Source organism: Spiroplasma endosymbiont of Cantharis lateralis (assembly GCF_964030855.1).
Classification (GTDB): domain Bacteria; phylum Bacillota_I; class Bacilli_A; order Mycoplasmatales; family Mycoplasmataceae; genus Spiroplasma_A.
This window is the reverse complement of record NZ_CAXIQF010000008.1, coordinates 29,223-54,222: the sequence shown is the minus strand read 5'-3', so window position 1 is coordinate 54,222 and position 25,000 is coordinate 29,223. Positions and strand designations below refer to the sequence as shown.

Here is a 25,000-nt window from a genome sequence, read left to right as displayed (position 1 = left end):
AGTGAGATTAATATGTATTTAACAAGAAAATGATTAGAAAAGTTAATTGATTTAAAAGGTGTTAAAAATGAACAAATAACAGTTGCATTAAACTCACTTGGATTTGAAGTGGATTCATTTAAAGATTATTCAAATTTGAATGACAAACTAAAAATAGCACATTTAGGAAATGTAGCACCTATTGAAGGAACCCATTTAAATTTTTGTTTTGTAGACAAGGGTGAGGATTTAGTCTCTCCAATTGTTTGTGGTGCAAGTAACGTTAAAGAAGGTCAATATGTTATTTTAGCTGAAGCTGGTAAAAAACTGGCAAATGGAATAACATTAACAAATAAAGAAATTAAAGGCAAAATGTCTGAAGGAATGCTGTGTGCATTGCCAGAGATAGGTTTAAACCCTAAAGCTCTTTCAGATAAGGAAAAAGATTGAATTTATCCAATTGTTACAAAAGAAGACACTTATTCAATGATAGGTAGTGAAAATGCATTACATGAAATAGGTTTTTTAGATGCTGTATGAGAAGTTGATTTAACTCTTAATCGAAGTGATGCACTTGGTGCAATGCAATTAGCTAAGGAAATAGCTAATTATTTTGATAAGAAATTAGAAGATATATCAAAAGAATATAAATTAAAAATAAATAGTTTAAAAGCACCTGTATCAATAAAAATTCATAAAGAAGTAGATAAATTTGTGAGAAGTGCTGTAGTACAAACAGTAAAAGTAAAAGATGTTATTAGTATTGGTGATAAAGAATATAAAATTTATTCTAATCAAGACTTATGACTTAAATTTAATGATTCAAAAACAACTCATAATTTTTGATTAGATTTAGCAAATGCCATCGCTATTGAAACAGGTCAACCAGTGATGTTCTTGGATCCAAAAAAATTGAATTCACAATTAGAAATTAAAAATAATAAGAATAGCGAACATGAAGTTAATTTACAGTTATTATGTGATAAAAAAGTTATTTCAACTCTTGGAGTAGAAACTAATTTAGATTTTTTACCAACTGTTGATTCAAAAGAAATCTTAGTAGTGTATTTATCTTTAGACCCAATTTTTATGAGAAAACAACAAAAGGAATTTAATACTTCAACTGTTGATTTACAAAGATATATGAAACCTGTAAGTTCTAAGTTATATACTTTGGCTCAAAATAGAGTAATGTATTGATTAGACCAATATAATATTTATGAATCAAATAGTCAATTTGAAATTATAAAAGAATCAAATGAAAAACAAACTCAAGTTAGTGTTAAATTGGAATATATTCATAAGTTAATGGGTATTAAATTATCTATAAAAGAAATCAAAGCCTTATTTAAGGTTTTAGATTTTGAAGTAATTGATAATAAAGATGAAATATTATTTATAATTGATCAGTTTAGAACAGATATTGTCCACAAAGCAGATATAGTTGAAGAAATTACAAGAATTTATGGTTACAATAATGTAACTTCAATTGCTCCTAAAATTCTTTCAGATAATAAATCTAAAAAATTGGATCTACGTTTACAAAAGCAAAGTGAAAACTATTTATTAGGTTTAGGATTTACAAATATTAAGACTTATTCATTATTATCTAATGAAGAAGTAAAAAAATGAAATTTATTTAATATCGAAAATCCAATAAACCTAATGAGTCCTTTAAGTAAGCTAAGAGAGACATTTAGATTAAGTTTATCAAGATCAATTATAGAAACTGCAGCATTTAACTATTCAAAAGGTAATAAAAATGTCAAATTATATGAATTTAGTGATATTTACAATATGAATAATTTAAGACAAAGACACTTATCTGTTCTTATTAGTGGAGATATTTTAAATCAAAAATGTTATGACATTTCAATAAAAGCAAGTTATGCATATATTAAAGGTATTTGTGACTCAATTATAGAAGCATATAACATTGATTTAAATGATGTATCATTTGACTTAAATGAAGATATTATTAATGAGATTCATCCTTACATTAATGCCAAAATTAGTTTAAAAGGCAAAACATTAGGTTTTATTTATAAACTAAACCCTAGATTTGAACAATCTCAAAAACTAGATGCAACTTTCATTTTAGAATTGAATCTTAGTGAAATACAAAATACTAAAAACTCTATAATTAGAGCTCAAGAAATATCAAAGTTTCAAAAAACTACAAGAGATGTTTCAATTATATTAAAGGCATCAGATAAATACTCAGAAGTTATTAATAAAATTATTAAAAAAGTCAATTATTTAGTAAAAATTGAACTGATTGATATTTATCAAGACAATAAAATGAAAGAAAATAACTCTAAATCAGTTTCAATTTCGTTTGAATTTAATAGTGCCTCAAATCAATTAACAGATCAAGAAGTTCAAAATGAATGGAATAAAGTGCTAAATAATCTCTCAAAACTTAAAATAGAGGTAAGATAATGCTTAAAAAAGACATTGAACTAAAGGGAATTGTAAATTTAGATAAGGAATTTGAAATTAACAATGAATTAAAGTTAAGTCATGACTTAATAAAATCAATTGATAAAGTTCATATTAAGGGTATTTTAAACTATCAAGATGCAATGAAATCTGTAATAGTTTATGCCAAAATCACAGCATCATTGACAGCAATCGATGCAAGGGATGGAACAATAATTAAGCTGGAAGATCAAATTTATGATTGAAGTGAAGAATATTACTTTGAAGACATAAATGATGACCAACATAACATTGTTTTTGGTGATAAATTTAATATATTGGAATATGCAATAGAGCAAATTGTTTTAAATATTCCTATGAATTTAAGTAATAATTATGATAAAATTTCATTTGTCGGTAAAGATTACATACTTATGTCTGAAGATGAATACCAACAAGAACAAGAAAATCAAGTAGATTCAAGATGAGATAAACTAAAAGAATTTAACTTTGAAAAATAAAACAACGGAGGTGTCAACATGGCTGTACCATTTAGAAAGACCAGTAAAGCTGCTAAAAACAAAAGAAGAAGTCACTTGGCTTTAGTTAGCTCAGCAATTATTTCATGTACAAACTGTGGAAGTATGATTAAACCACATAGAGTTTGTCGTGAATGTGGTTTTTACAAAAATAAAGAAGTTAAAAGAGTTGATTAATAAATAGGTGCTTTATAAGCACTTTTTTTTTGTATTTTTTTTGTATTTTTGTAAAAAAAATAAAAAAAGTATCGATTAATGTATGTATGGAGGAACTTTTATGTTAAATAATATTAATGAAATTTCAAAGAATATAATACCTTTATCGGCTTTAAATTCCTTAAATGAAAATGGTTATCACTTTTTTATCAATGAAGTCGATGAAAAGACTTTTTATGAAATTGTAGAAAAATCAGACCCTTTAACTTCAGTGAATTTATTAAGAAGCTTTTATATGTATTATAGAATATACTTAAATAAATACTTTATAAGACCTTTAAAACTAAGCAATAGTCCGTCTTTAAATGAAGTTTTAACAAACGAAATAAACTTAAAACAAAAACTTGATCGAATTATTAAGTCTTTGGAAAGAAAAATAACTCATTAAAGGTGCTTTTATAGGCATTTTTTTGTTATAAAAAAGTGGATAAAAAAACTTAAAAAATAGTTGATTATGTAGGAAAGTGGTATATAATTGTTTATGTGTGGGAGAAAGTGGGTGACTTTGTGTTATTTGGGACATTTGAACATAATTTGGATGATAAATTTAGATTAACAATCCCTTCAAAATTACGTAACAAATTGGGCGAATTAGTTTATGTAACAAGAAGTATTGATGGTTTATGTTTAGAAATAAGAACTCCAGAGAACTTTAAAGAATGATATAACGAGTTAAAGTCACAAAGTGCACTTTCCTCATCTACACGTACTGTTGTTAGAACCATTTTTTCAAATACAGATGAAATTTCAATTGATGGATCAGGAAGAATTAAACTACCTTCAAATTTATTAGAAGAAGTAGGAATTTCTAAAACTGTGCAAATCACCGGGGCTGGTGAATGAGTTGAAATTTGAGATAAAAATAAACATCAAGTATATGATAAAGATGCAAAAAATAAGCTTGTAGAAGCTGCAGAAAAATTGGGCGGAGTAAATTAAAATGGCACATGAACATACATCTGTTTTGCTTAATGAATCAATAGATTTATTAAATATAAAAGGCAACGGAATATATGTTGACTGTACTCTTGGGCGAGCAGGTCATAGTGTTGAAATTTTAAAAAAAATTGATAACGGACATTTATATGCAATTGACCAAGATCAAGAAGCAATTGCTATAAGTAGAAAAAAACTTGAAGATATTTCAAGTAATTTTACTATTTTAGAAGGTAATTTTGCAAATATAAAAGTTCTACTTTCATTAAATAATATTAAAAAAGTGGATGGCATCTTATATGATTTAGGAGTTTCAAGTCCACAATTTGATAAAGCAGATAGGGGATTTAGTTATCGTTTTGATTCTGAATTAGATATGAGAATGGATCAAAAAAATAATAAAATCACTGCAAAAGAAGTTATAAATACATTTAATGAAAAACAATTGGCAGATATTTTTTATCAATATGGAGATGAAAAATTTTCATGAGAAATTGCTAAAAAAATAATTGCAAAAAGACAAATAAAAAGTATTTCTACGACTTTTGAGTTAGTAGATATTATCAAAGAATGTTTACCACAAAAAATTTTAAAGCAAAAAAAACACCCAGCAAAGAAAGTATTTCAGGCTTTAAGAATATATGTAAACAATGAACTTGAAGTTTTAAAAAGGTCTTTAAGTAACTCACTTGACCTATTAAATATTGGGGGAGTTATTGTAGTTATATCTTTTCATTCATTAGAAGAAAGGATAATTAAAGATATTTTTAAATCTAAAACTACATCAAAAGAAGATAAATTTTTAAGTAAATTACCTATTTTAGTTGAAAATAAAAAAGATTATGAATTGGTAGTTAAAAGACCTGTAGTAGCAGGTGAAGAAGAACTTGAAAAAAATAGAAGAGCTCATAGTGCAAAACTATGAGCTATTAGAAAGGTTGGTGGTTAAATGCAAAATGAAACATATGCAGTTATTGAAATAACTAAAAAGTATATAAAATTTGCTGTTGGAAAATATAAGAAAAGTATTGGTTTAAAAGTTGTCTTTAAAGAAAGAGAAAAATCTAAAAGTAACTGATTAACTGATAAGAATGATATTGTTGATACAAATATTGTTGCTCATCGATTAATAAAAATGATTAATCGATACGAATCAATTTTTAAAGAAAAAATTAGAAGAGCATCAATTGTCTATCCAACAGCAACACTTCAAATAAAAGATGCTAATCCAAGTATTTTTATTGACAGTTCTGACAAAATTGTTAGAGAAGAACATATAAAAAATTTATATAAAGATGCAAAAAGAGTTGTTTATGAAGATAACTTAATTGTTACAAATATAAAACCGTATGCTTTTAAATTAAACGGTATTCAAAGTTTTGCAAAACCACCAATAAACTCTAAGGCAAATATGGTAGCAATGAGTGCTAAGGTATATACTGCTGAAAAACATGTTGTCGATTCTTTTGAAGGTGTATTAAAAATACTAAAAATTGAGAGATTATCAGCAACAAGTCAATTATTCTCATTGGCAAAACAATGCAGTGAAGGATTGAATTTTAGAGAAACATTTGCTCTAATTAACTGAGATTGAGAAAGTATTGATATCGGTTACTTTTCACGTGAGACACTTGTAAAAAAAGATGTAATTAAATTTGGTTTAAAAGATATTATTGAAAATTTAGCTAAAAAAATGAGTGCTAAATTTGATATAGCTAATAAATATATATTTAAACTATTAGATTTTTCATCTAATACATTAGATAACACTGTGATGTATAGAAAATATATTGCATCTGAAAAAAGATCTTATCAGCTAAAAGCAATTGATATTAAATATATGTTACTGGAAGAAATAAATGGTGTAATTGATAAGGCAGATCTTTTAATTTCAAGAGAAATGGGAAGTATAAAAAACTTTAAAATTTATCACACCGGAAAAAGTACTGAGATTGCAGGTTTTGAAAAACTATTGCTAAGAAGTACTTATAAAAATATTTCAGAAATATATTATTCATTAATTACTGGAGCAAGTGAAATTTGAACTAATTCATTATGCGGAATGATGAGACAGTCTCATCTAACAAATAAAAATTTAAGAGAAGTAAAAACAAGTACAGAAACTTATGAAAATCCAAATATGTTGGCTTTAGCTCAAATGCAACATGCACAACAAGTTTTGGGTCAAAAAGCATTCGACCAGCATTTACGTGCTCAACAAGCTCAAATGCAAGCACAACAAGCACAACAAGCTCAGTTGGCACTTACTCAACAGTTACGTGCTCAACAGTTACGAACAGAGCAATTGCGTTCACAACATGGAGATTTCATTCCACCTTTGATGAATACGCAATTAGTTCAACAAAATAATCAAATTCCACAAAATTTTGTGGGACAACAAAATTATCAAAATAATGAAAACTATTTAAAAAATGGTATTATAAATACGCAAAGAAATAAATATTAAAAGTGAGGGAAATAATATGTCTACAAAATTAGATTTAAATCAAAATGCCAAAATTAAGGTAATTGGAGTTGGTGGAGGTGGCTGTAACGCTGTAAACAGGATGGTTGACGATAATGTTCAAGGAGTTGAATTTATTGTTGCAAATACTGATGCACAAGTTTTAGCTGCAAGTTCTGCTACAACAAAAATTGTTTTAGGGCAAGAAGTATCAAAAGGGCTGGGAGCTGGAGCAAATCCAGAAATAGGTAAACAAGCAGCCATAGAATCAGAAGAAGAAATTAGAAAATCATTAAAAGGATCAGATTTAATTTTTGTTGCTGCTGGAATGGGTGGAGGAACAGGAACAGGAGCTGCTCCAGAAATAGCTAGAATTGCTATGGAAACTGGAGCATTGGTAATTGCAATTGTTACTAAACCATTCAGATTTGAAGGAAGATTAAGAAATTCTTATGCTGTTCAAGGATTAAATGAATTAAGAAAATTTGTTGATTCAATTATTATAATTTCAAATGATAGATTGTTAGAAATTATTGGTGGAATTCCAGTAAAAGATTCATTTAGAGAAGCTGACAACATTCTAAAACAAGGAGTACAAACAATTACTGATTTAATTGCAGTTCCAGCAGTAATTAACCTAGATTTTGCTGATGTTAGAACTGTAATGAAAGGTAAAGGTAATGCTTTATTTGGAATTGGAATTGGTTCTGGAGAAGATAAAGCAATTGAAGCTGCAAATAAAGCTATAACTTCTTCATTATTAGAAACTTCAATTCGTGGTGCAAAGGATGCAATTATTAACGTTACTGGTGGAAAAACTGTTTCTTTAAATGACGCATATGATGCTGTTGATATTGTTCAACAAGCAAGTGGAGAAGATGTAAATATTATTTTTGGTATAGCAATTAATGAACATTTAGATGATGATCTAATAGTTACAGTTATTGCTACTGGATTTGATGACGATTATAAAGCTCCAAATATATCTCATAAGAAACCTTCATTATCAAATGAACAATATTCTTCTATGCAACAAGAATTATATTCAAATTATGAACCAGAACCTCAGCCTGTAGAAACTGCTTATGATCAAAGAACTTCATTTATGACAAATCATGATAAAAGACCTGATTTTGTAAAACAAACTGAAGAAGAAAGAAGAATAGCACAAGAAAGAGCTGGGCAATGAAGTCAAAATAATAATTACGAAAATCGTGATGAAAGAGTTGCTCAAAAAATTGAAGAAACTGGGGATGAAGAAGATGGAGATTTCCCAACATTTTTAAGAAAAAAATGATAATTTAATTAAAATTTTCTAATAAATAAATTTAAAATTAATTAATTTTAATAAACTCACTTTTAAATTATTTTTTTAAAAAATTTAAATATAATTAAAATCTAAATAATTAATTACTAATAGATATTTAAATATCTATTTTTTTTAATTTAATAGCCCATACAGTTGCATTTTTAAAGACACTTTGCTACTATGTAAATAGGCGATGAAGGAGATCAAAAAATGCATCAATTATTGACTTATAAAAAATTCAATAAACCAACTGCCTTTTTTGCGTTTTCTACATTGTCATTTAAAAATATGTTTTTTAAAGACAATGCGAATCTAATTATTAAAATGGCTATGTATAATATTACAAAACAAAACATGGCAGAGTGATCGTAAAGGTTTATAGAATTAAACAGATTTTAAATGATATTGTTAGATAAAAATTCAATTTTATTAAGAGCATTTAATATTTAAAAGAGTGATTTTATTTTATAAACAGTTAGGATGAAGATTAAATCTAAACTATTTATTTAATAAAACACTCTTTTTTTTATGGAATATAAAAAAAATTACACTCAAAGTGTAATAGCCAATATTATTGAAGTTATAGACAATACCAAGCAGATTAAAAGGAATATTTTAGAAAGTCTTCTTAAAAATCCTTCATCTTCTGATAAAGTAGTTTGATATCTTCTTGTAATATCATTATAGTATCTTGCAACTTTTCTATTTTTTATTCAATTAGTAATTAAAAAAGCTAAAAGACTAATTAAAGCAAAAGCGGTTATTACTCATTCTGATTTCTCTGTACTTTTTAGTGCAAAAATACCAAGAATGAAACTTAATCCGATTAAAGCAGAACTTATAATTAATACTATAAGGTAGTCATATCATTTAAGTTTCTTAGAATCAATGTATCTGGTTTGAGTACCAATTGGTTCTATAGAAATTTGACTAATTTTATCTTGTACTTGTTGTTTGTGAGCGATTTTTTCTTGCTCACGTAAATCTTTTAGTTTTTTAAAATTACTTGTTTTATTTTTATCTCTCATATTTAACACCTTTATAAACATTATATAGGTTTTAAATAGTAAAAATTTAGAAAGGATAATATAAATTTATGGAAAAAAAAGCAAATGGCTCTGAAAAAGTTAACTCCTCAATTCTTGAACTACTTGATGAAATTAGTTTAACTGAGGAAGTAAAGTTAACAAAAACAAGCCATAAAGAGAAAATTATAAATGGATTTAGACGTTCAAATTCTACATTTAGTGAATTCATGCAAAGAAATCCATTATTCACATATTCTCTTAAAAGAATTTTATATGCCTTCATTACATTGTATGTAGCAGTAGCTGTTGTATTTGTAATGTTAAGACTTGTTACAACTGATGGTGTTTATTTATCAGATGTAAACCTTGATAAACTGGGACCAGATTTTCAATATGGAACACCAGGTTATGAAAAATTATTAAATAATAGAATGAAACTATTTGGAGTTGCTGGACCAATGTTAAATCAAATGTTTATTTATTTGAGAAACATAACTCCGTTTATTCCAAAAACAATCATAATTAATCCAATTGTTCAAGATAATGGAGATATTGCAGGAACTCCAACAGTAATGTGATTTTATTTAGGTGTATTTATGAATAAAGCTAGTGGGGGACAAGTTTTATCACTAGTTCAAGATGCATTTAAAAGATCAATTCCAACTTCTTTTAAAATAGGAAGTATAGCAGTTACATTATCTTACTTAATTGGAGTACCTTTGGGTATTCTTGCTGCTAAAAATAAAGAAAAAGCAGCAGATAATGCAATTAATGGTTCGAGTTTATTAATTAGTGCTATTCCAGCATTAGTAGTAATTTCGCTTTTATATAAAATGTCGATTTATGTCTTTGGAGCAAATGGAACTTATGAAGGCTCATCGTTTGGAACAAAAATATGGCCAATAATTGGAATAATGTTACTGATTATGCCAATGATTATTGTAAACACAAGGCGATTCGTTTTAGATGAAATGACAGCAGATTATGCAAAATTTGCACTTTCAAAAGGATTAAGTGAAAAATATGTATTTTATGTTCACATCTTTAGAAATGCAGGAATTAGATTAATCAAAACATTACCAGAAGTATTTGTATTAACATTGTTTGGTTCAAGTATTTTGGTTGAAAGACACTGGTCAATTGATGGTATGAGTAAATTTATTTTAAATGGTGTAGCTAATAAAGATACATTCGTTGTTTTAGGATATATTTTCGTATCAGCATCAGCTGGAGTATTTTCGAGTTTAATTGGAGATTTATTACTTGCGACATTAGATCCAAGAATTAAATTAACAAAATAGAGAGGAATTTTTTATGGAACAAAAACAATATACTATTGAAGAAATGAAATCTATAGATAATTCTCTCTTCAAAGTAATCGGTGCTAAGCACGAAGAATCAGAAAGAATCACAAATAAACCTTACAGTTACTGAAAATCAGTATTTGCAAGAGTTTTTAAATCAAAAACTTTTATCATATCATTATTTTTATTAGTAGCAATTATTTTACTGGCTTTTTCAATTGGAATAGGAAAAGACCCAGTTCCAACTGAAAGACCAGGAATTGATATTGAAGCGCCAAGCTGACAGCATGTATTTGGATTAGGAAAATTTGGTGAAGATTTATGAACTAAAATGTGAATTGGTACACGTACAACATTAATATTTACATTCTTTGTTGCATCAATTCAAATCTTATTAGGAATTTTATTAGGATCAATTTGAGGATTCTTTTCAAAATTAGATTTAGTATTTATTGAAGTCACTAGATTTTTAACACTAATACCATCATTAATTTTATGACTAATTGTTATCTTCTTATTTGGAGGAACTACAACAATTCCAGTTTTAATATTTGGTATTTCAATAACTAGTTGAATTGCTTTGGCTTCAGTTATTAGAGTACAAATTATGCTTGTAAGAAATGCTGAATATAATATAGCTTCAAGAGTTTTAGGAACACCTAGTTCAAAAATTATTAGAAAAAATGTAATGCCAAAAATTTTACCAATAGTTATTCAAACATCAACATTTGCAATTCCATCAGCAATTGCCATTGATTCATTGTTGGCATATTATAACTTTGGATTTGTAACAAATACATTAGATCAAGCATCTTTAGGGTCAATTCTAAATGAATTATTATCTGGTTCAGATTGGGAAGTGTTTCCTCACTTATTAATTATTCCAGTAGCTTTTGTTGGGGGAATATCATTATTATTCTTCTTAGCTGGAAAAGTATTTGCCGATTCATTAGATCCTAAAACACATAGATAGGAAAAAAATTATGAATAAAGAAAATAGAATTATATCTGTTCGTGACATGGAAGTTAAATTTCAAGTTAGAGGTAATTTTTTAACTGCTATCAGAACTGTTGATTTAGATGTTTATGACCAAGAAATTTTGGCAATTGTTGGTGAATCTGGAAGTGGTAAATCAGTTATTACAAAAACTTTTACAGGAATGTTAGAAGCTAATGGATGAGTAAGTAATGGTTCAATTGTTTATCGACCAACTCAAGGATCAATTGATGATCAAGGAGCATATTTTAAAGAGCCAATTGATATTGTTAACTTACAAAGTCCTTTAATATCAAAAGATGTAATTAAAAATGTTACAAAAATAAATAATGAAAAAATAAAAGAATTGTTTAAAGAAATTAAACATTTATACAAATTAAATCCTAAATATAGAGAAAATTTAGAAAAACAAGAATTAAAAAAACTAAGATTAGAAAATAAAATTGAATCAGAACAAAATGAATTAGTCTTATTAAGAACTAAACAAGAATTACAAGAATTAACAGAGGATTTAAATTCTCGCTTGTTAGAAGATAATGAAATTTTACTAATCAAGCAAAATAATATCACTAAACAAAATGAACTGTTAAAAACTTTAAAAACTCAGTTAAATGTAGTTCAAGAAAATATTGGTTTTAGTGGAAATAATAGAACAGCTAATAAAATAATAAAATTAGAATTAAAAATTAAAGCTGCAGAAGAAACATTAAAAATTATTAATGATAATTTAGTAAGAGATGAGTTAATAAATTCAAAACTTGAATCTATTTTAAAATTAGAAATTGATATTAATAAGGTAAAACCACTTAATATGAAAAGTAGACATCAAGTCTCAAAAATAGCTTCAATGATAGAAAGTTTTATTGAAAATAATACTGAATGAGATGAAGTAGAAAAACAATTTATTTTAAACTACTTCCACTCAAAAGATCATTTAAAAAGATTTGAAAATGAATTAAGAGATATTTGTTTATCAATTATTGAAACAAAAACTTTGGATAAAGATCATTTTCATAATATTTTAGTTGACTGAAAAAGAATTAAAAATTCTGATTTAGTTAATAAAGTAAAAGCATTGAAAGAGATTAGACAATTAAGAGGAAAAACAATTTCTACAATTTTTCAAGATCCAATGACTTCATTAAACCCATTATTACCAGTAGGTTTTCAAATTACTGAGGTTTTAAGAAAACAAGTTGGTTTAAGTAGAAGGGATGCAAAAGCTGAGGCTATAGAACTTTTACGAAAAGTAGGAATTCCAAATCCAGAAAAACGTTTTAAAGATATTCCAGGTAGATATTCTGGTGGAATGCGTCAAAGAGTTGTTATAGCAATTGCTCTTGCATCAAGACCAAAAATATTAATTTGTGATGAACCAACAACTGCACTTGATGTAACAATTCAAGCTCAGATATTAGATTTAATTAAAGAATTACAACAAGAATATAAATTCTCAGTTGTATTCATTACTCATGACTTAGGAGTAGTTGCTAAAATTGCCGATAGAGTTGCTGTTATGTATGCTGGACAAATTGTGGAAGTTGGAACAACAAAAGAAATTTTTGAAGATTCAAAACATCCATATACTTGAGCATTATTATCTTCATTACCTCAATTAGGTAAAAAGGGAGATGATTTATTCTCAATTGAAGGAACTCCACCATCATTATTCAATGAAATAGTTGGAGATGCATTTGCTCCAAGGAATAAATTTGCATTAGAACTTGATTATATTAAGCAACCTCCAATGTTTAAAGTTAGTGAAACTCACTTTGCAAAAACTTGATTATTAGATCCACGTTCTCCAAAAGTTAAAAAACCAAATGTCTTAAACAACTTACGCAAAACAATAAAAGAATCAGAAAAGGTAGGCTAAAACTATGTCAACAAATAAAGAAGTACTTTTAAATATTAGGGATTTAGTAATTGAATTCCGTGTTAAAGGTAAAAAATTTAGAGCTGTTAAAGAAACTAGTTTTGATATCTATAAAGGTGAAATATTTGGTTTAGTAGGAGAATCAGGAAGTGGTAAAACCACAATTGGTAGAGCTATTGTTGGAGTGCAACCATTAAAAGATGGTGCAATCTATATGGAAGATAATATTGTTGCTGGTAGCCCAACAAGGTTATATAAATTAAATAAAGAAATTTTTAAAAAACTTGAAAATATGTCATATAAAATGGATATTACAACAAGAGAAATTCAAGCTAGAATTGATGGATTGAAAGGATTGTATGAAAACTATACTAATAATCCAAGAGTGCTAACTCAAGAAGATCTTGAATTACAAACTAAAACCTCTAAGTTAGCTTATTTAAAAGCAATTATTTTAGAGAATTTAAAATATATAAATTCAATTATTAAAAATGAAGATAGAATGATTAAGTTTGTTGATAATTTACACTCTTATATTCCAGAAATTTCAAAGGAACTTGAAAGATCTGTTTTATCAAAGTTAAAAGAAACTAAAGAAGCTATTATATCAATTAAAGAAAATGCTGATGAAATTTATTTAAAGGTTCAAGAAATTTCTGATTATAGAGATGAAATTGATAACGTTCCACCAGAAAAATTGGAATTAGTATTTAAAAAATTAATAAGTTTATGAAAGGTTATTACTGATAATCATAAAGAATTTTTATCAAAACTTTCATGAGCTAAATCATTACAATTTCAATTACATGCACTCTCATCTCCAATGAGAAAAAGAGAAGAGTTTATTAATTATTATAATAAATTGATTTATGTGAATAGAAATGAATTCTTTGAAGAGTGTAAAAAACAATTTGAAATTATGAAGGCAAATGGTGTACCTTCAAATGATAAGGAATATAAGAAATTAGAATACTTTATTACAGATTTTTGATCTCGTAAAAACTTAAATGTAGCTGCATGTAAAGAGATTTTAAATTCACTTTCAGAACAGAAAGTAATAACACCTAAAATAAATTCATTAGTTTCAAAATTAAAAAATACTGATTTTGAAAATGAATTAAAAAATTTAGCTACAGATGAATCAAAAATAACTGATGTTAAATTAAAAGAACTGAAAAAAGAATTTAGTTATATTACAAAAATAATTGAAAAAAATATAATTAAGGATAGAGAACTTATCGAAAACTTTTATGCTTGAAAAGGAATTGAAAATACTTACACACCAGAAGAAATTGAATCATTTGTTGAATTAACAGATTTTCTAGATTTACCTTCAATTGATGAAATTATTAAAGATTCTTATTTCTTTGAAAGTCAATCAAAAAAACAAAGAAGAATTAATAGAAAAAACATTCAAATGATTTTTCAAGATCCAAGTTCTTCATTAAATGATAGAATGGCTATTGAAGAAATTATTGCTGAAGGAATGGAAAACTTTCCCGAACTTTACAAAGGTGAAGAGGCAAAGGAATTATATGTAACAGAATATAATCAAGAAAATCCAAATGAAAAAATTACTTTAGATCAAGCAACTCCAGCTTTAGTTAAAAAACATATTATCTTAAAACTTGTTAATTCAGTAGGATTATTACCTGAACATTTATCAAGATATCCTCATGAATTTTCAGGAGGGCAAAGACAACGTGTTGGAATTGCAAGAAGTTTAGCAATGCAACCAAAAATTATTGTTGCAGATGAGCCAATTTCAGCTCTTGACGTTTCAATAAGAGCTCAAGTATTAAATTTATTTAAAAAATTCCAAGAAGAATTGGGAATAACATATGTATTTGTGGCTCATGACTTATCTGTTGTTCGCCATATTGCTGATAGAATTGCTGTTATTTATCATGGGCAAATAATTGAAATTGCACCAGCAGAGGAATTATTTAAAAATCCTCTTCATCCTTATACAAGGGCTTTACTTTCTGCAATTCCAATACCAGAACCTGAACTTGCAAAAAGTACTAAACTGGTTGTTTATGATCCAGAAAAAGAACACAGTGACTACATATTTGACTTACCATATTTTAAAGAGATTACAAAAGACCATTTTGTATGAGCAAATAAAAGAGAAATTAAAGAAATTAAAAAATTAGTAAAAAAATAGAACAACGAAAGGAAGAATAAAATGTCAATATTATTTAAAAAAACATTAGGGCTTTTAGGTTTAGGCTTAACAACAACATTGGTTTCATCTTCTGTTGTTTCTTGTGCAACTTCTTTAAATTATTTAATGGACAGAGCTGTAAGCACAGATGTATTCAAATCAATTTATACATCAAATGTAACAAGTTGAAATACTGCATATTCAATGCAAGCAGAAGATTCAAGAATTTGAGCTAACTCATTTGATACATTTTTATCAACAGATCAATATGGTAGAATCTATGGTTCACTTGTTGAAAGTGAATATGGAGAAGAGCAAAATCAATCAGATACACATTATTCTTATGTAGGTGATATGAAAAAGGAAGGTCAACAATGGACTTATAAAACAAGACCTATGACTTGAGTTAATTATCAAGGAAAAATAGTTGATGAAAATGGTAAAGTATCTTCTGATCAAACTAAAACTGGAGAGGGAAAAGCTTCAGTTATTGAAGGAGTTAGACAAGCAGCTTGATTTGCTTTAAATCCAAAAAATGGTTCAGATGTTGCTTCATTGTGAACATCATTTATTAAAGGCGCTGCTGAAATTCAAAAGGGGATTACAAATGCTCAAAGAGAATATGATAATAGTAAAAAAACTCCTGAAGATACTGCAAAATTAAATGCAGCCATAAAAGTTGAAAGAGATAAAATATGAAGTAATGATCCTGAAAAATTTGGAATTACTGTAAGCATTGACAATGAAGAATTGCTTACTTTTGACTTAACTAAAAAGGCACCATATTTTGAAAGTTTATTAACATATTCAGTGTTCTCACCAATTTTTACAGCAGAAAAGGGAGATGTTAAAGATTTTAAAGAAGCAATGTATAATGCTTCTTACTATCCAACTCAAGCTAATCCAAATGGAAAAATTATTTTACAAAAAAATGAACACTATGTATTAAAAGAAAGTACTAATATTAAAACTTTAGAATATAACTATGTTGATGATGCATCTGCTACTAAAGAAAGAATTTTATTTGAATCAGGTTCAACAACAGGATTTGAATTAAAATCAGATGATTTAAAAGGTTGAAATAATTATATTGGTCAAGGTAAAGAGTCATATGAAAATCCTAAATTTGAAGGTGCATATCCAGTCTCTTCTCCAGATGCTTCTGGTTCATTTCTATTAGTATACAACTACTATAATTCAGAAATTGATGATAATTCATTAAAACCTGAGGAAAGAGAAAAAGCACTAGATGCTTCAAAATTGCTTCAATCAATTGATGCAAGAACATTTATATCAACAGCTTTAGACAGAACTGACTTTGTTAGGTTTTTTTCAAAAACAATTGATGAAGTTGGAGAACCATCACAAATGTTAAGAAATACATATACAGGTTATGGTGTTGCAAGTAATGGTGCAAAAGATTATACACAATATGTATCTGATAGTTATGATGAACTAATTAGTGAAAATGGTGCAACTGTAACTTCTACTGATGCTGATTGAAGTTTAAAAGATGGTAAAGATTCTTACTTCAATAAATCAGAAGAGTTAGCAGGAAAAACTAATGAAGAATTAATTAAAAATATAAATGAATATATTACTTTGAACAATATTAAAAAAAGAAAAGTAAAAGGAAAATCAGAGGACAAAGTTATTTTAAAACTTATATTAAGTCCATCAAATAACAACTCATTAAATCCATATTTAAATATGATGTTTAAAAAATTTAATGAAATTAAAAATAATCCAATCTTTGTACAAACTAAAGTTCTTTCATCAACAGATGAATATAGAACAAATGGTTCAAGAGGGGCAACTGATTTATTTATAAGTGGTTGATCACCTGACTATAAAGACCCATCAAGCTTTTTAGAAACAATGACACTATGAGGACCTTATGGTGCTTATACTGGAACTTCAAGATTATTTAAATCAAAAGCAGCAGCAAGTGAAGATAATGCAAATGATGATTCAGAATATAATATAACAACTGAAAAACTTTATGCAAGATCTTTAGAAAAGCCAAATGAAGAAAATAGTGCTACAAAGGCATTATTAAAATCATATGAAACATATTCAAATAGTTTTGAATCTACAGATTTAAATGTTGCTGAAACTGAACAAAGATTTAAAGAATTTGCTGAAACAGAAACACAATTATTATATAAAGATTTTTTAACATTAACTTTATATACAAAGGGAATGCCAACTGTTTGAACAGTTAATCATCTAGCACCCTATACAAAATCATATGAAGCATTTGGTACAGGTCAATTTAAGTATTATAATGCTAAAATTAACTCAAAACTTTTATCAAAAGAAGATTGACAAGCTGCTTATCAACAATATTTAAATGATAAAATAGCTATTGCAGACAATTGAACTTTAAAAAGACAAGGTGCTCATTGAAAAGAGCAAAGTAAATAATTAATAAAAGTTTTAAAAAATCTACAAATTTGTAGATTTTTTTTATACTATTTAGTAAGTGAGGAAAAATTATGAATAATATACTAATTGAAAAAGTTATAAGTTTAATAAATAATCGTAATCGTCAAAATCATGATTTATATAAAAATAACGGTTATTTAAACTTATTGAGTTTATATCAACAGGCCATTTTTGAACAAACACATGATCAGGAAATTTTAAATCTTGATATTAAGGAATTTAAAAAAGTCGAGTTCAAATCTTTTGACTCAAAAAATATTGTTGGGATATATCATTTAAATAAGAAAAAAACTAAAAAATGAATTATTGCTTGTCATGGTTTTTCGTCTTCAAAAGAATCATCTGCAATTGCAAGTTACTATTTTAATAAGTTTGGCTATAATATTTTTGCATTTGATTTTAGAAATCATGGTGAATCTGATGATGCACTTATTACAATGGGTATTAATGAGGAAAAAGATTTATTAAGTGCTTTAAATTTTGTTAAAAAAAATTTTTCAACAAAAGAAATATCTTTAATTGGTTTTTCAATGGGAGCTCATACAGTTAATAGAATTGCAATTTCAAACAATATTAAAAAATATAATATTAAATTTGCTGTTGCTGACTCTCCATATTTTGAAGCAGCAAAAGTTTTGGAAAGAGTGATAAATACAATTGGTGGAGCACTTATTGGTAATTTTTTAGATAAAATTTTACAAGGGGTTTATAAAGTATATAATGATAAATATAAAATAAATATTGAAGCAGACACCATATCATATAAAATTCCATTGTGTAAAACTTCTTTTCCAATACTCTATTTACATTCTAAAAAAGATAAGGTAACAGATTATCAAGACAGTGAAAAATTTTATAATCTAAGAAAAGTTTTAAAAATAAAAGATGCTTTACATATTTTTTTAACAGGAGAACATATAAGAACTCAAGTTTTACATACTGAAATGTATTGGAAGCTTGTTGAAAATTTTGTAAATAAAAAATAGAAGGGATAAAAAGATGAAAAATAGTGAAGTAACTGTTTCTTTGGAAAATGTTTCAAAAATATTTAATAAAAAAAATTGAGTTATTAAAAAAATTAATTTGAAAATCAATAAAGGTGAAGGATTAGCAATCATTGGACCCAATCAATCTGGAAAAAGTGTTTTGGGTAGATTAATAGCTAGTCAAATAAAACAATCTGGGGGAATTATTCAATATAATTTTAATAATGAAAATGTTATGGCAAATATTGGATTTCAGTTTAGACAAACAACTTGACCTGAAGGTTTTCTTGTAAAAGAAGTTTTTAATTTATATAAGCATATTAATGATATACAAGATAAAGAATGAATAGATAATCTTGTAGAAGTATTTGGTATTGATTTGAGATGAGAAAAAACATTGACATCATGTAATACCTCTTGATTACAATTATTTTCGATTGCTTTAGCTATTATTAATAGACCAAGATTAGTTGTTCTAGATGAAGTTTCATCTTCAATTGGTCTAGATTTTAAAATTAAGATTTTAAAATTCTTAAAAGAATATAAGGAAAAATATGAAGCCTCATTTGTTGTTATTTCACCAGATGATTCAACTTTTGAATTGCTTTGTGAAAGGGTAATCGTTTTAGATAATGGTTTCATAATTTCTGATGATCATATTACAGATTGAAAGAAAAATTTAACTTTCGAAAAGTACTCACTAAATATAATGGATGCTATTAGTCAACAAGAAATTAAGGTTAAACCAGATCCGTTATTTAAACCTATTTTAAAAAAATTTGAAGAAAATAGAAAATTATTTAAAGAACAATATGATTATTTTTTAGAGAAAAATATAGGCAATGAGCATGAATCAAATATAGTTTATATCAGAAATATTAACTATCATTTAAACGAGTTGGAAAGTGTTTTAGTTAGTTTATTATCAACAGCTATTAATAGAAGAAATATTGAAGAAGTTTTATTACATACAAAAATGGCTATTAAGATATTTAAAAGAACTAGAAAAAAAGTTACTAAGTTAGATATCAAAGTAAAGTATAAAAAATCTGCATTAGCTTTTTTTAAGAAAACAGAAAAATTCTTTAATTTTCTAGAAGAAGATCTTTATAATAGTTTTAAATCAAATAAGTATATTGTTTACGCAACTGAACTTACAGCTCAATTATCAAAAAAAGAATTGGAACAACTTTCTTCATTAAAGAAAAAATATATTCAAGAAGAAATTAAATCAATGAAATTAGAGAGTAAATGAGTAAAAAAACAACAAAGACTAGAAAAGAAACAAAAAATAAAGAGGGGGTAAAATATGAATAAGAGTAATTGAAGTGCTTTTAAAATAATTTTTGCAATGCAATTATCAAATTATAAAAAGGACTTATTTGTAGTTTTTTCAGGTTGAATAATTACAACAATTACTCTTGTTGTATGATTGGCTTTTAAAAATGCAGGAACAGGAACAGGCAATAAGGATTTAGTAGTTGATAATTTCATTGTTGCAAGTGCTATTGGTATTAGTGTTATTAGAAACTGTTTATTTAATCTTGTAAAAACTATTTATGATTTTAAATCCTCTATGTTTCTTGAACGTCTCTTTTCTACTAAAGTTTCAAAGACATTTGTATTCTCCATTATTATTTTATTTAGTCAAATAGTTAATATCTTAGTGGCAATATTTATGTTTGCAATTAGCATGTTATTTCCAGACCAAAGACGAGAAATAGTTAATGTTAATTGACCAGTTCTATTTTTAGGTTTCTTTCTTCTAGCAATTTCGTCAAATCTAATTGCTTTAATAATAGTTTTTCATGCAAAAAGTTATGAATGAGCATCTGTAATAGCTAATCTTTTCTACTTTTTACCAATGTTTTTACTAGGATTAGGAATACCTTGAACTTTATTAGAGCAAAATAAACCGATTATAATAATAGGTTTCTTTCTTCCTCAAAGATATTTTTTAAATATTATGGCCTCTGGTTGAGCAGATGATATTGGTATGAAAACAAATCAGTTTGGTTACAATGGTAACTTTTGAATTCCTTATCTAGTCTCATTGATTATATTAATATTATTGACAATTTGATTGGTCTTATTATTGAAAAAGACATTCGGATATAAAAAGAAATTACTTAAAAAGTATCCAACTAATTTAAAACATATCTCAATTATTTATAGTATTAAAAAAGCTAATTCAATTGAAGAATTAAATCAAATTATTGAAGTTAAAAATTTAATAATAGAAGCGAAAAAAAGAGAAAATAAAGTAAAGGAAAAAAATAGGAATGATGACTCAAAAAAAATATAAAAAAGTAAATAATAATTTTAAGAGTTTTAAAGACCTTTATATTTTATCTTTAAAGACTTTTGTTTATTCTCCATTAAATATGTTTCTTGGAGTTTTTCTTGTTATTTTTACTTTATTTATATGATTACTTTTTAAAGGTAATAACCCATTCTTGTTCTCCTCAGCTATTGGAGCATTAATTGTAAGAAATGGCATACATACTTTTCATAGAGCACTTTCAAATAACAAGAATACAGGGTTTGACCAAAGAATTAATAATACAGGATTAAATGGTTTTATAAAACCAGGAGCAAATATATTAGCAAATTTTACAATTAACTTCTGTATTATAGTTTTATTAATGGGTTTAACATTAATATTTTTTAAAGATCAAAGAACGTTATTCTCTTCAGTTAATTGAGCTATGTTTATTACAGGAACCATTAGTTTATGATTGCTTTGTGTTTTAATTAGTTACGCAATATTTATGTTTGTAAAATCAACAGTAGTTGGCTCAATTTATGTTTCTTTAATTTATATATTCTCTTATAATTTGTTAGGATGTGCTTTTCCTTATGAAGTTGTTGCAAAAATAACTTGGCTAAATTTTATTTTATATTTTTTACCTCAAAGATATATGCTTAATGTTATGCAAGCAGGGTGAGTAAATGCAAAGGATTTAGTATATGAAGGTTTAGGAGAAGAACAACTATATAAAGTAGATTTTAGGTTGGGAGGAAATTTAGCTATTCCTTTTATTATTACTTATAGTTTAATTTTAATCTTATCTTTTTGTTTAATAACATTTATAATATTAAAAGTGAAGCAAAAAAAAGTTGATGTTTATGGAACAAGTGTTGTTTTAAAATTATCAACTGATTATATTAAAGAAATTAAAAAATGCTCTAGTATAATACAATTAAACCAGTTAAGAGATCAACATATTAAAGAATTAAAAAATAATTCTATTCATGTTAAAAAATTCTCTCTAACAAAAATAAAAAAAAGAGGTAATTAAGGGATGAAAATAATTGATTCAAAAGACAAAAAGCTAAACTCAACAGAAAGCTCAATATTAAATTTGGTTAATAATGATCCAGAATTTTTTTGTAGTAACTCAATACAAGAGGTTTCAAGAAAGAGTAACGTAAGTCCATCAACTATGACAAGAGTATGTCAGAAACTAGGATTTAAATCATTTAAAGCAATACAGATGTTTGTTTATGAAAAGTCAAGAATGCAAGGAGGTTATTATAAATTAGGAGAAGACAATACAATTGAAGAAATTATTCATAATGTAAGAGGTGCAGCAATTTATACAATTAATGAAACTTTAAACAGTATTGATAATGAAGAAATTGATTTGGTCTCTAAAAAAATTTACTCTTCAAAAAGAGTAATGATTTTTGGAATAGAACAACAACAAATAAGTGCAAGTTCTTTTGTATTAAATTTATCAAGAATTAATATAATGGCACAAGCTGTTTCAAATATTCACAATTATGTTCAAAGAGCAATCTTTTTTGATGAAAATGATTTTGTAATTTTTATTACAAGAACAGGATGAACAAAAGAAATTATTGAATCAATCAAGTGAACATGTAATAAAAATATTCCAATTTTAGTTTTAACTTCTGATAAAGAAATAACATTTAAACAATTGGAAAAAGATATAGATGTTAATAAAATCCACATAATAGAAACACAAACAATTAGCAATGATAAAATAAAATATCCTTCAATTTCATCTGTTCCAGGAGAGATGATTATTTTTGACTTAATTATTAATATAATTGTTAGCAAAAATGAAGAATATCGTGAGAAATTCAAAAAAACAGCAGAGATATCATTAAATTGAAATTTTGAGGGAAAATTATAATGGAAAATTCAGAATTATTGTTAAAAATCAAGTTACTAGAAAAAGAACTAGAAAGCTATAAAAACAAGGAAGAATATACAAAAATTGGATTGCAAAGAACCAAAAATGTTTATGAAATTGCAAGAAAAAATTCAGAGATAATAATATCTAAATCAATTAATTTAGCATATGAGTTTAAAAAAGAAATAGAGTTAACATTGCAAAAGATTAATAAAAATCCATTGGAATTTAGTCAATATTTACAAGACTTTTTAGCTAAACATGAATATTTTATTAATAATAAAGATCAAAAAATTGATCAGTATTTAGAAGAAATTATTAATAAACTAAATAAAAAATAGTAAGTAATAGAAAAAAGAGTTTACTAATTTTTATTGTATAATCATAAAAAGGAGAGTTCTTTATGAAAAAGTTATTAGCTTTATTGGCTTCTGGTTCATTTCTTGTTTCAACTACATCAACAACTGTTGTAGCTTGTTCTTTTAGTTTGAAAGATATAGAATCTTTCCAATATAATTTTAATCTGGGTGAAATGTCAGAAGTAAATCAAAGGGAAGTTATTAAAAGAATTGCTAAAATTAATAATATAACTGTTAATAGCAAAAAAGATATTGAAAGAATTGCAAATTTTCAATTTGATGTTAATTCAATTAGAGAAGAATCATATACAATTATAAACTCTAATTTTAACTTAAAATCTGAAAATGAAAACGAAGAAGAACTGAAAAACTATGTTGCAACTATTAGAGTATCAGAATACTCTTGAATTGCAAAAGGAACAGCAACAATTCATTTTCAAGCAACAGATAAAACTGTCAAAAAAGCTCAAAATCCTATAGAACAATCAGAATCTTCATTAATGGGTTATTGATGAAATTGAGGAAATGATATTGAAGGAGTAGGTAGTTTATCTTGAAGGCAACCAAAATTAGCATCAGTAATTGAGTCTGAAAATAATCCTTATGATATTATAAATATCTCTTCATTATATACAAAAGAAAAAGAAGGCGATATTAATAGTTTAAATATTAATGATTTTATTACCGAGCCTGAAGGTGCTGATTCTGGAGTTTATGATGTTGATAATTCTAAGTATTTAATAGATAGAAAACAAAAACAGATTGATGGTAGTTGAGAAGATGACACTAAAATTATTACAAATTGAGGTGGAGCTACTGCAGATAGGATGATTTGAAAGTGGAAACAAAAAGATAAGCTTAGAGATAGAATGTATTTTTTACTAGATAGTTATGGTTTAGATGGAATCAGTTTGGCTATTGCAGGAAAGACTCTTTACAATAGAGAAAGTCAAGCAACTATTTCTCAAGTAATAAAAGAAATAATGATTATTTATTGATTAAATGATAAAGATTTTTATTTATCATTGTCAACTAAAATTCAATGATTATTTAAAGATGGAGTTTCTACAAACAAACCAACTTCAATTCCCTTCATTGAAGATTTAGCTGGTTGATATGAATGTATTGATTTACTAATGTATAATGTATATAGAGATGTTAATTTTGTAACTGCAAAAGAAGATATTTCAATTAGTTACAAAGATAATACAACAGTAATTAAAAAAGGGGAAAAAATAAAATCCACATATGGAAATGGAAAAGAAGAAGATCCTGCTTATTTCTATGGAACACTTAAAAATTTAATTGATAAGAAATGAAATGAGCAAGCAGAAGTTTATTATTTAGGTGATAAACCTGTAAAAATTGGAGTTGCAAGTACATATTCTTCATCTGCAAGTGGGTTTAGTATGAAAAATGATGATGAACCAGAAAATGGAGAAAGTAATTTAGCTGCTGCATTAACTAAATTACATGAAGATAAAAATGAATGAGGGAATTCAATAACAAATAATTTATTAGGGCTTGGATTCTTTGGGGTAAATATTGATCAAATTTTGTCTAATCCAATTCCAAAGCTACCTATAAAAGAAGAATTATTTGAAAATCAAGGTGAAAGTACCAGTAAAGGACCTACAAATCCAAAAAACTGAAATAATGGATTAAACTTAAAAAAATTTATAGAATATAGTGAAAAATATAAAAATAGTAAGACAAGATTTTAATAAGTTCTTTTGACAGAGAGTTAACATTTGCTGAGAGTTAATATAGAATTATTAAAATTATCACTTATGAAGATTAGAAGAGGA

The 25,000-nt window shown here is 26.2% G+C and carries 22 protein-coding genes; 21 read left to right on the top strand and 1 reads right to left on the bottom strand.

The features are described 5' to 3' along the window. Window positions 1–12 precede the first annotated feature (12 nt). The 9 genes from pheT (at window position 13) to AAHM99_RS02470 (ending at window position 8,236) form a co-directional block, all read left to right on the top strand. The gene (gene pheT, locus AAHM99_RS02510; RefSeq protein WP_342275195.1) at window positions 13–2,421 is read left to right on the top strand and encodes a phenylalanine--tRNA ligase subunit beta; all 2,409 of its coding nucleotides are present in this window, start codon (window positions 13–15) and stop codon (window positions 2,419–2,421) included. Beyond that, entirely contained in the window at window positions 2,421–2,921 is a 501-nt protein-coding gene (locus AAHM99_RS02505) for a YceD family protein (protein WP_342275194.1), read from the top strand. Before pheT ends, AAHM99_RS02505 begins: the two co-directional genes overlap by 1 nt. An 18-nt stretch (window positions 2,922–2,939) precedes the next feature. Continuing rightward, window positions 2,940–3,116 (top strand): 50S ribosomal protein L32, encoded by a 177-nt coding sequence (gene rpmF, locus AAHM99_RS02500; protein ID WP_342275193.1) that lies wholly within the window; start codon window positions 2,940–2,942, stop codon window positions 3,114–3,116. Window positions 3,117–3,216: 100 nt separating this feature from the next. Next, window positions 3,217–3,543, top strand: coding sequence for a hypothetical protein (locus tag AAHM99_RS02495; protein WP_342275192.1), 327 nt, complete (start codon window positions 3,217–3,219; stop codon window positions 3,541–3,543). A 119-nt stretch (window positions 3,544–3,662) separates the two neighbouring features. Continuing rightward, on the top strand, window positions 3,663–4,094 hold the full coding sequence (mraZ, locus tag AAHM99_RS02490) for a division/cell wall cluster transcriptional repressor MraZ (protein WP_342275191.1): 432 nt from the start codon (window positions 3,663–3,665) through the stop codon (window positions 4,092–4,094). 1 nt (window position 4,095) lies between these two features. Further along, entirely contained in the window at window positions 4,096–5,040 is a 945-nt protein-coding gene (gene rsmH, locus AAHM99_RS02485; protein ID WP_342275190.1) for a 16S rRNA (cytosine(1402)-N(4))-methyltransferase RsmH, read from the top strand. Then, complete coding sequence (locus AAHM99_RS02480) at window positions 5,041–6,558, top strand: hypothetical protein (protein WP_342275189.1); 1,518 nt, start codon at window positions 5,041–5,043, stop codon at window positions 6,556–6,558. A 16-nt stretch (window positions 6,559–6,574) separates the two neighbouring features. Continuing rightward, window positions 6,575–7,855, top strand: coding sequence for a cell division protein FtsZ (gene ftsZ, locus AAHM99_RS02475; RefSeq protein ID WP_342275188.1), 1,281 nt, complete (start codon window positions 6,575–6,577; stop codon window positions 7,853–7,855). Between the two features lie 219 nt (window positions 7,856–8,074). Continuing rightward, window positions 8,075–8,236, top strand: coding sequence for a hypothetical protein (locus tag AAHM99_RS02470; RefSeq protein WP_339030392.1), 162 nt, complete (start codon window positions 8,075–8,077; stop codon window positions 8,234–8,236). Between the two features lie 173 nt (window positions 8,237–8,409). Here the strand turns inward: AAHM99_RS02470 and AAHM99_RS02465 are convergent, their stop codons facing one another. Continuing rightward, entirely contained in the window at window positions 8,410–8,892 is a 483-nt protein-coding gene (locus AAHM99_RS02465; RefSeq protein ID WP_342275187.1) for a hypothetical protein, read from the bottom strand. Window positions 8,893–8,960: 68 nt separating this feature from the next. On the opposite strand from AAHM99_RS02465, the gene oppB reads away from it, so the two are divergent. The 12 genes from oppB (at window position 8,961) to AAHM99_RS02405 (ending at window position 24,916) form a co-directional block, all read left to right on the top strand. Then, window positions 8,961–10,193 carry an oligopeptide ABC transporter permease OppB gene (gene oppB, locus AAHM99_RS02460; RefSeq protein WP_342275186.1) on the top strand — a complete coding sequence of 411 codons (1,233 nt, stop codon included), beginning with the start codon at window positions 8,961–8,963 and terminating at the stop codon, window positions 10,191–10,193. A gap of 13 nt (window positions 10,194–10,206) precedes the next feature. Beyond that, window positions 10,207–11,169 (top strand): oligopeptide ABC transporter permease OppC, encoded by a 963-nt coding sequence (oppC, locus tag AAHM99_RS02455; RefSeq protein ID WP_339030398.1) that lies wholly within the window; start codon window positions 10,207–10,209, stop codon window positions 11,167–11,169. Window positions 11,170–11,179: 10 nt separating this feature from the next. Next, window positions 11,180–13,069: an oligopeptide ABC transporter ATP-binding protein OppD gene (gene oppD, locus AAHM99_RS02450; RefSeq protein ID WP_342275185.1), complete on the top strand. Its 1,890-nt coding sequence runs from the start codon at window positions 11,180–11,182 to the stop codon at window positions 13,067–13,069. Between the two features lie 4 nt (window positions 13,070–13,073). Beyond that, window positions 13,074–15,236: an oligopeptide ABC transporter ATP-binding protein OppF gene (gene oppF, locus AAHM99_RS02445; RefSeq protein WP_342275184.1), complete on the top strand. Its 2,163-nt coding sequence runs from the start codon at window positions 13,074–13,076 to the stop codon at window positions 15,234–15,236. 21 nt (window positions 15,237–15,257) lie between these two features. Then, window positions 15,258–17,663 carry an ABC transporter substrate-binding protein gene (locus AAHM99_RS02440; protein WP_342275183.1) on the top strand — a complete coding sequence of 802 codons (2,406 nt, stop codon included), beginning with the start codon at window positions 15,258–15,260 and terminating at the stop codon, window positions 17,661–17,663. Window positions 17,664–17,734: 71 nt separating this feature from the next. Further along, entirely contained in the window at window positions 17,735–18,670 is a 936-nt protein-coding gene (locus AAHM99_RS02435; protein ID WP_342275182.1) for an alpha/beta hydrolase, read from the top strand. 13 nt (window positions 18,671–18,683) lie between these two features. Further along, window positions 18,684–19,976 (top strand): ATP-binding cassette domain-containing protein, encoded by a 1,293-nt coding sequence (locus AAHM99_RS02430; RefSeq protein ID WP_342275181.1) that lies wholly within the window; start codon window positions 18,684–18,686, stop codon window positions 19,974–19,976. A gap of 3 nt (window positions 19,977–19,979) precedes the next feature. Beyond that, a complete protein-coding gene (locus tag AAHM99_RS02425) occupies window positions 19,980–20,975 on the top strand; it encodes an ABC transporter permease (protein WP_342275180.1) in 996 nt (331 codons plus the stop codon). 151 nt (window positions 20,976–21,126) lie between these two features. Beyond that, entirely contained in the window at window positions 21,127–21,972 is an 846-nt protein-coding gene (locus tag AAHM99_RS02420) for a hypothetical protein (RefSeq protein ID WP_342275179.1), read from the top strand. A 3-nt stretch (window positions 21,973–21,975) separates the two neighbouring features. Next, window positions 21,976–22,833 (top strand): MurR/RpiR family transcriptional regulator, encoded by an 858-nt coding sequence (locus AAHM99_RS02415; protein ID WP_342275178.1) that lies wholly within the window; start codon window positions 21,976–21,978, stop codon window positions 22,831–22,833. Beyond that, window positions 22,833–23,174, top strand: a complete 342-nt coding sequence (locus AAHM99_RS02410; RefSeq protein WP_339030415.1) for a hypothetical protein — start codon at window positions 22,833–22,835, stop codon at window positions 23,172–23,174. The genes AAHM99_RS02415 and AAHM99_RS02410 overlap by 1 nt, the downstream gene beginning before the upstream one ends. Before the next feature lie 62 nt (window positions 23,175–23,236). Then, a complete protein-coding gene (locus AAHM99_RS02405) occupies window positions 23,237–24,916 on the top strand; it encodes a glycoside hydrolase family 18 protein (protein ID WP_342275177.1) in 1,680 nt (559 codons plus the stop codon). The last annotated feature ends 84 nt before the right edge of the window (window positions 24,917–25,000 follow it).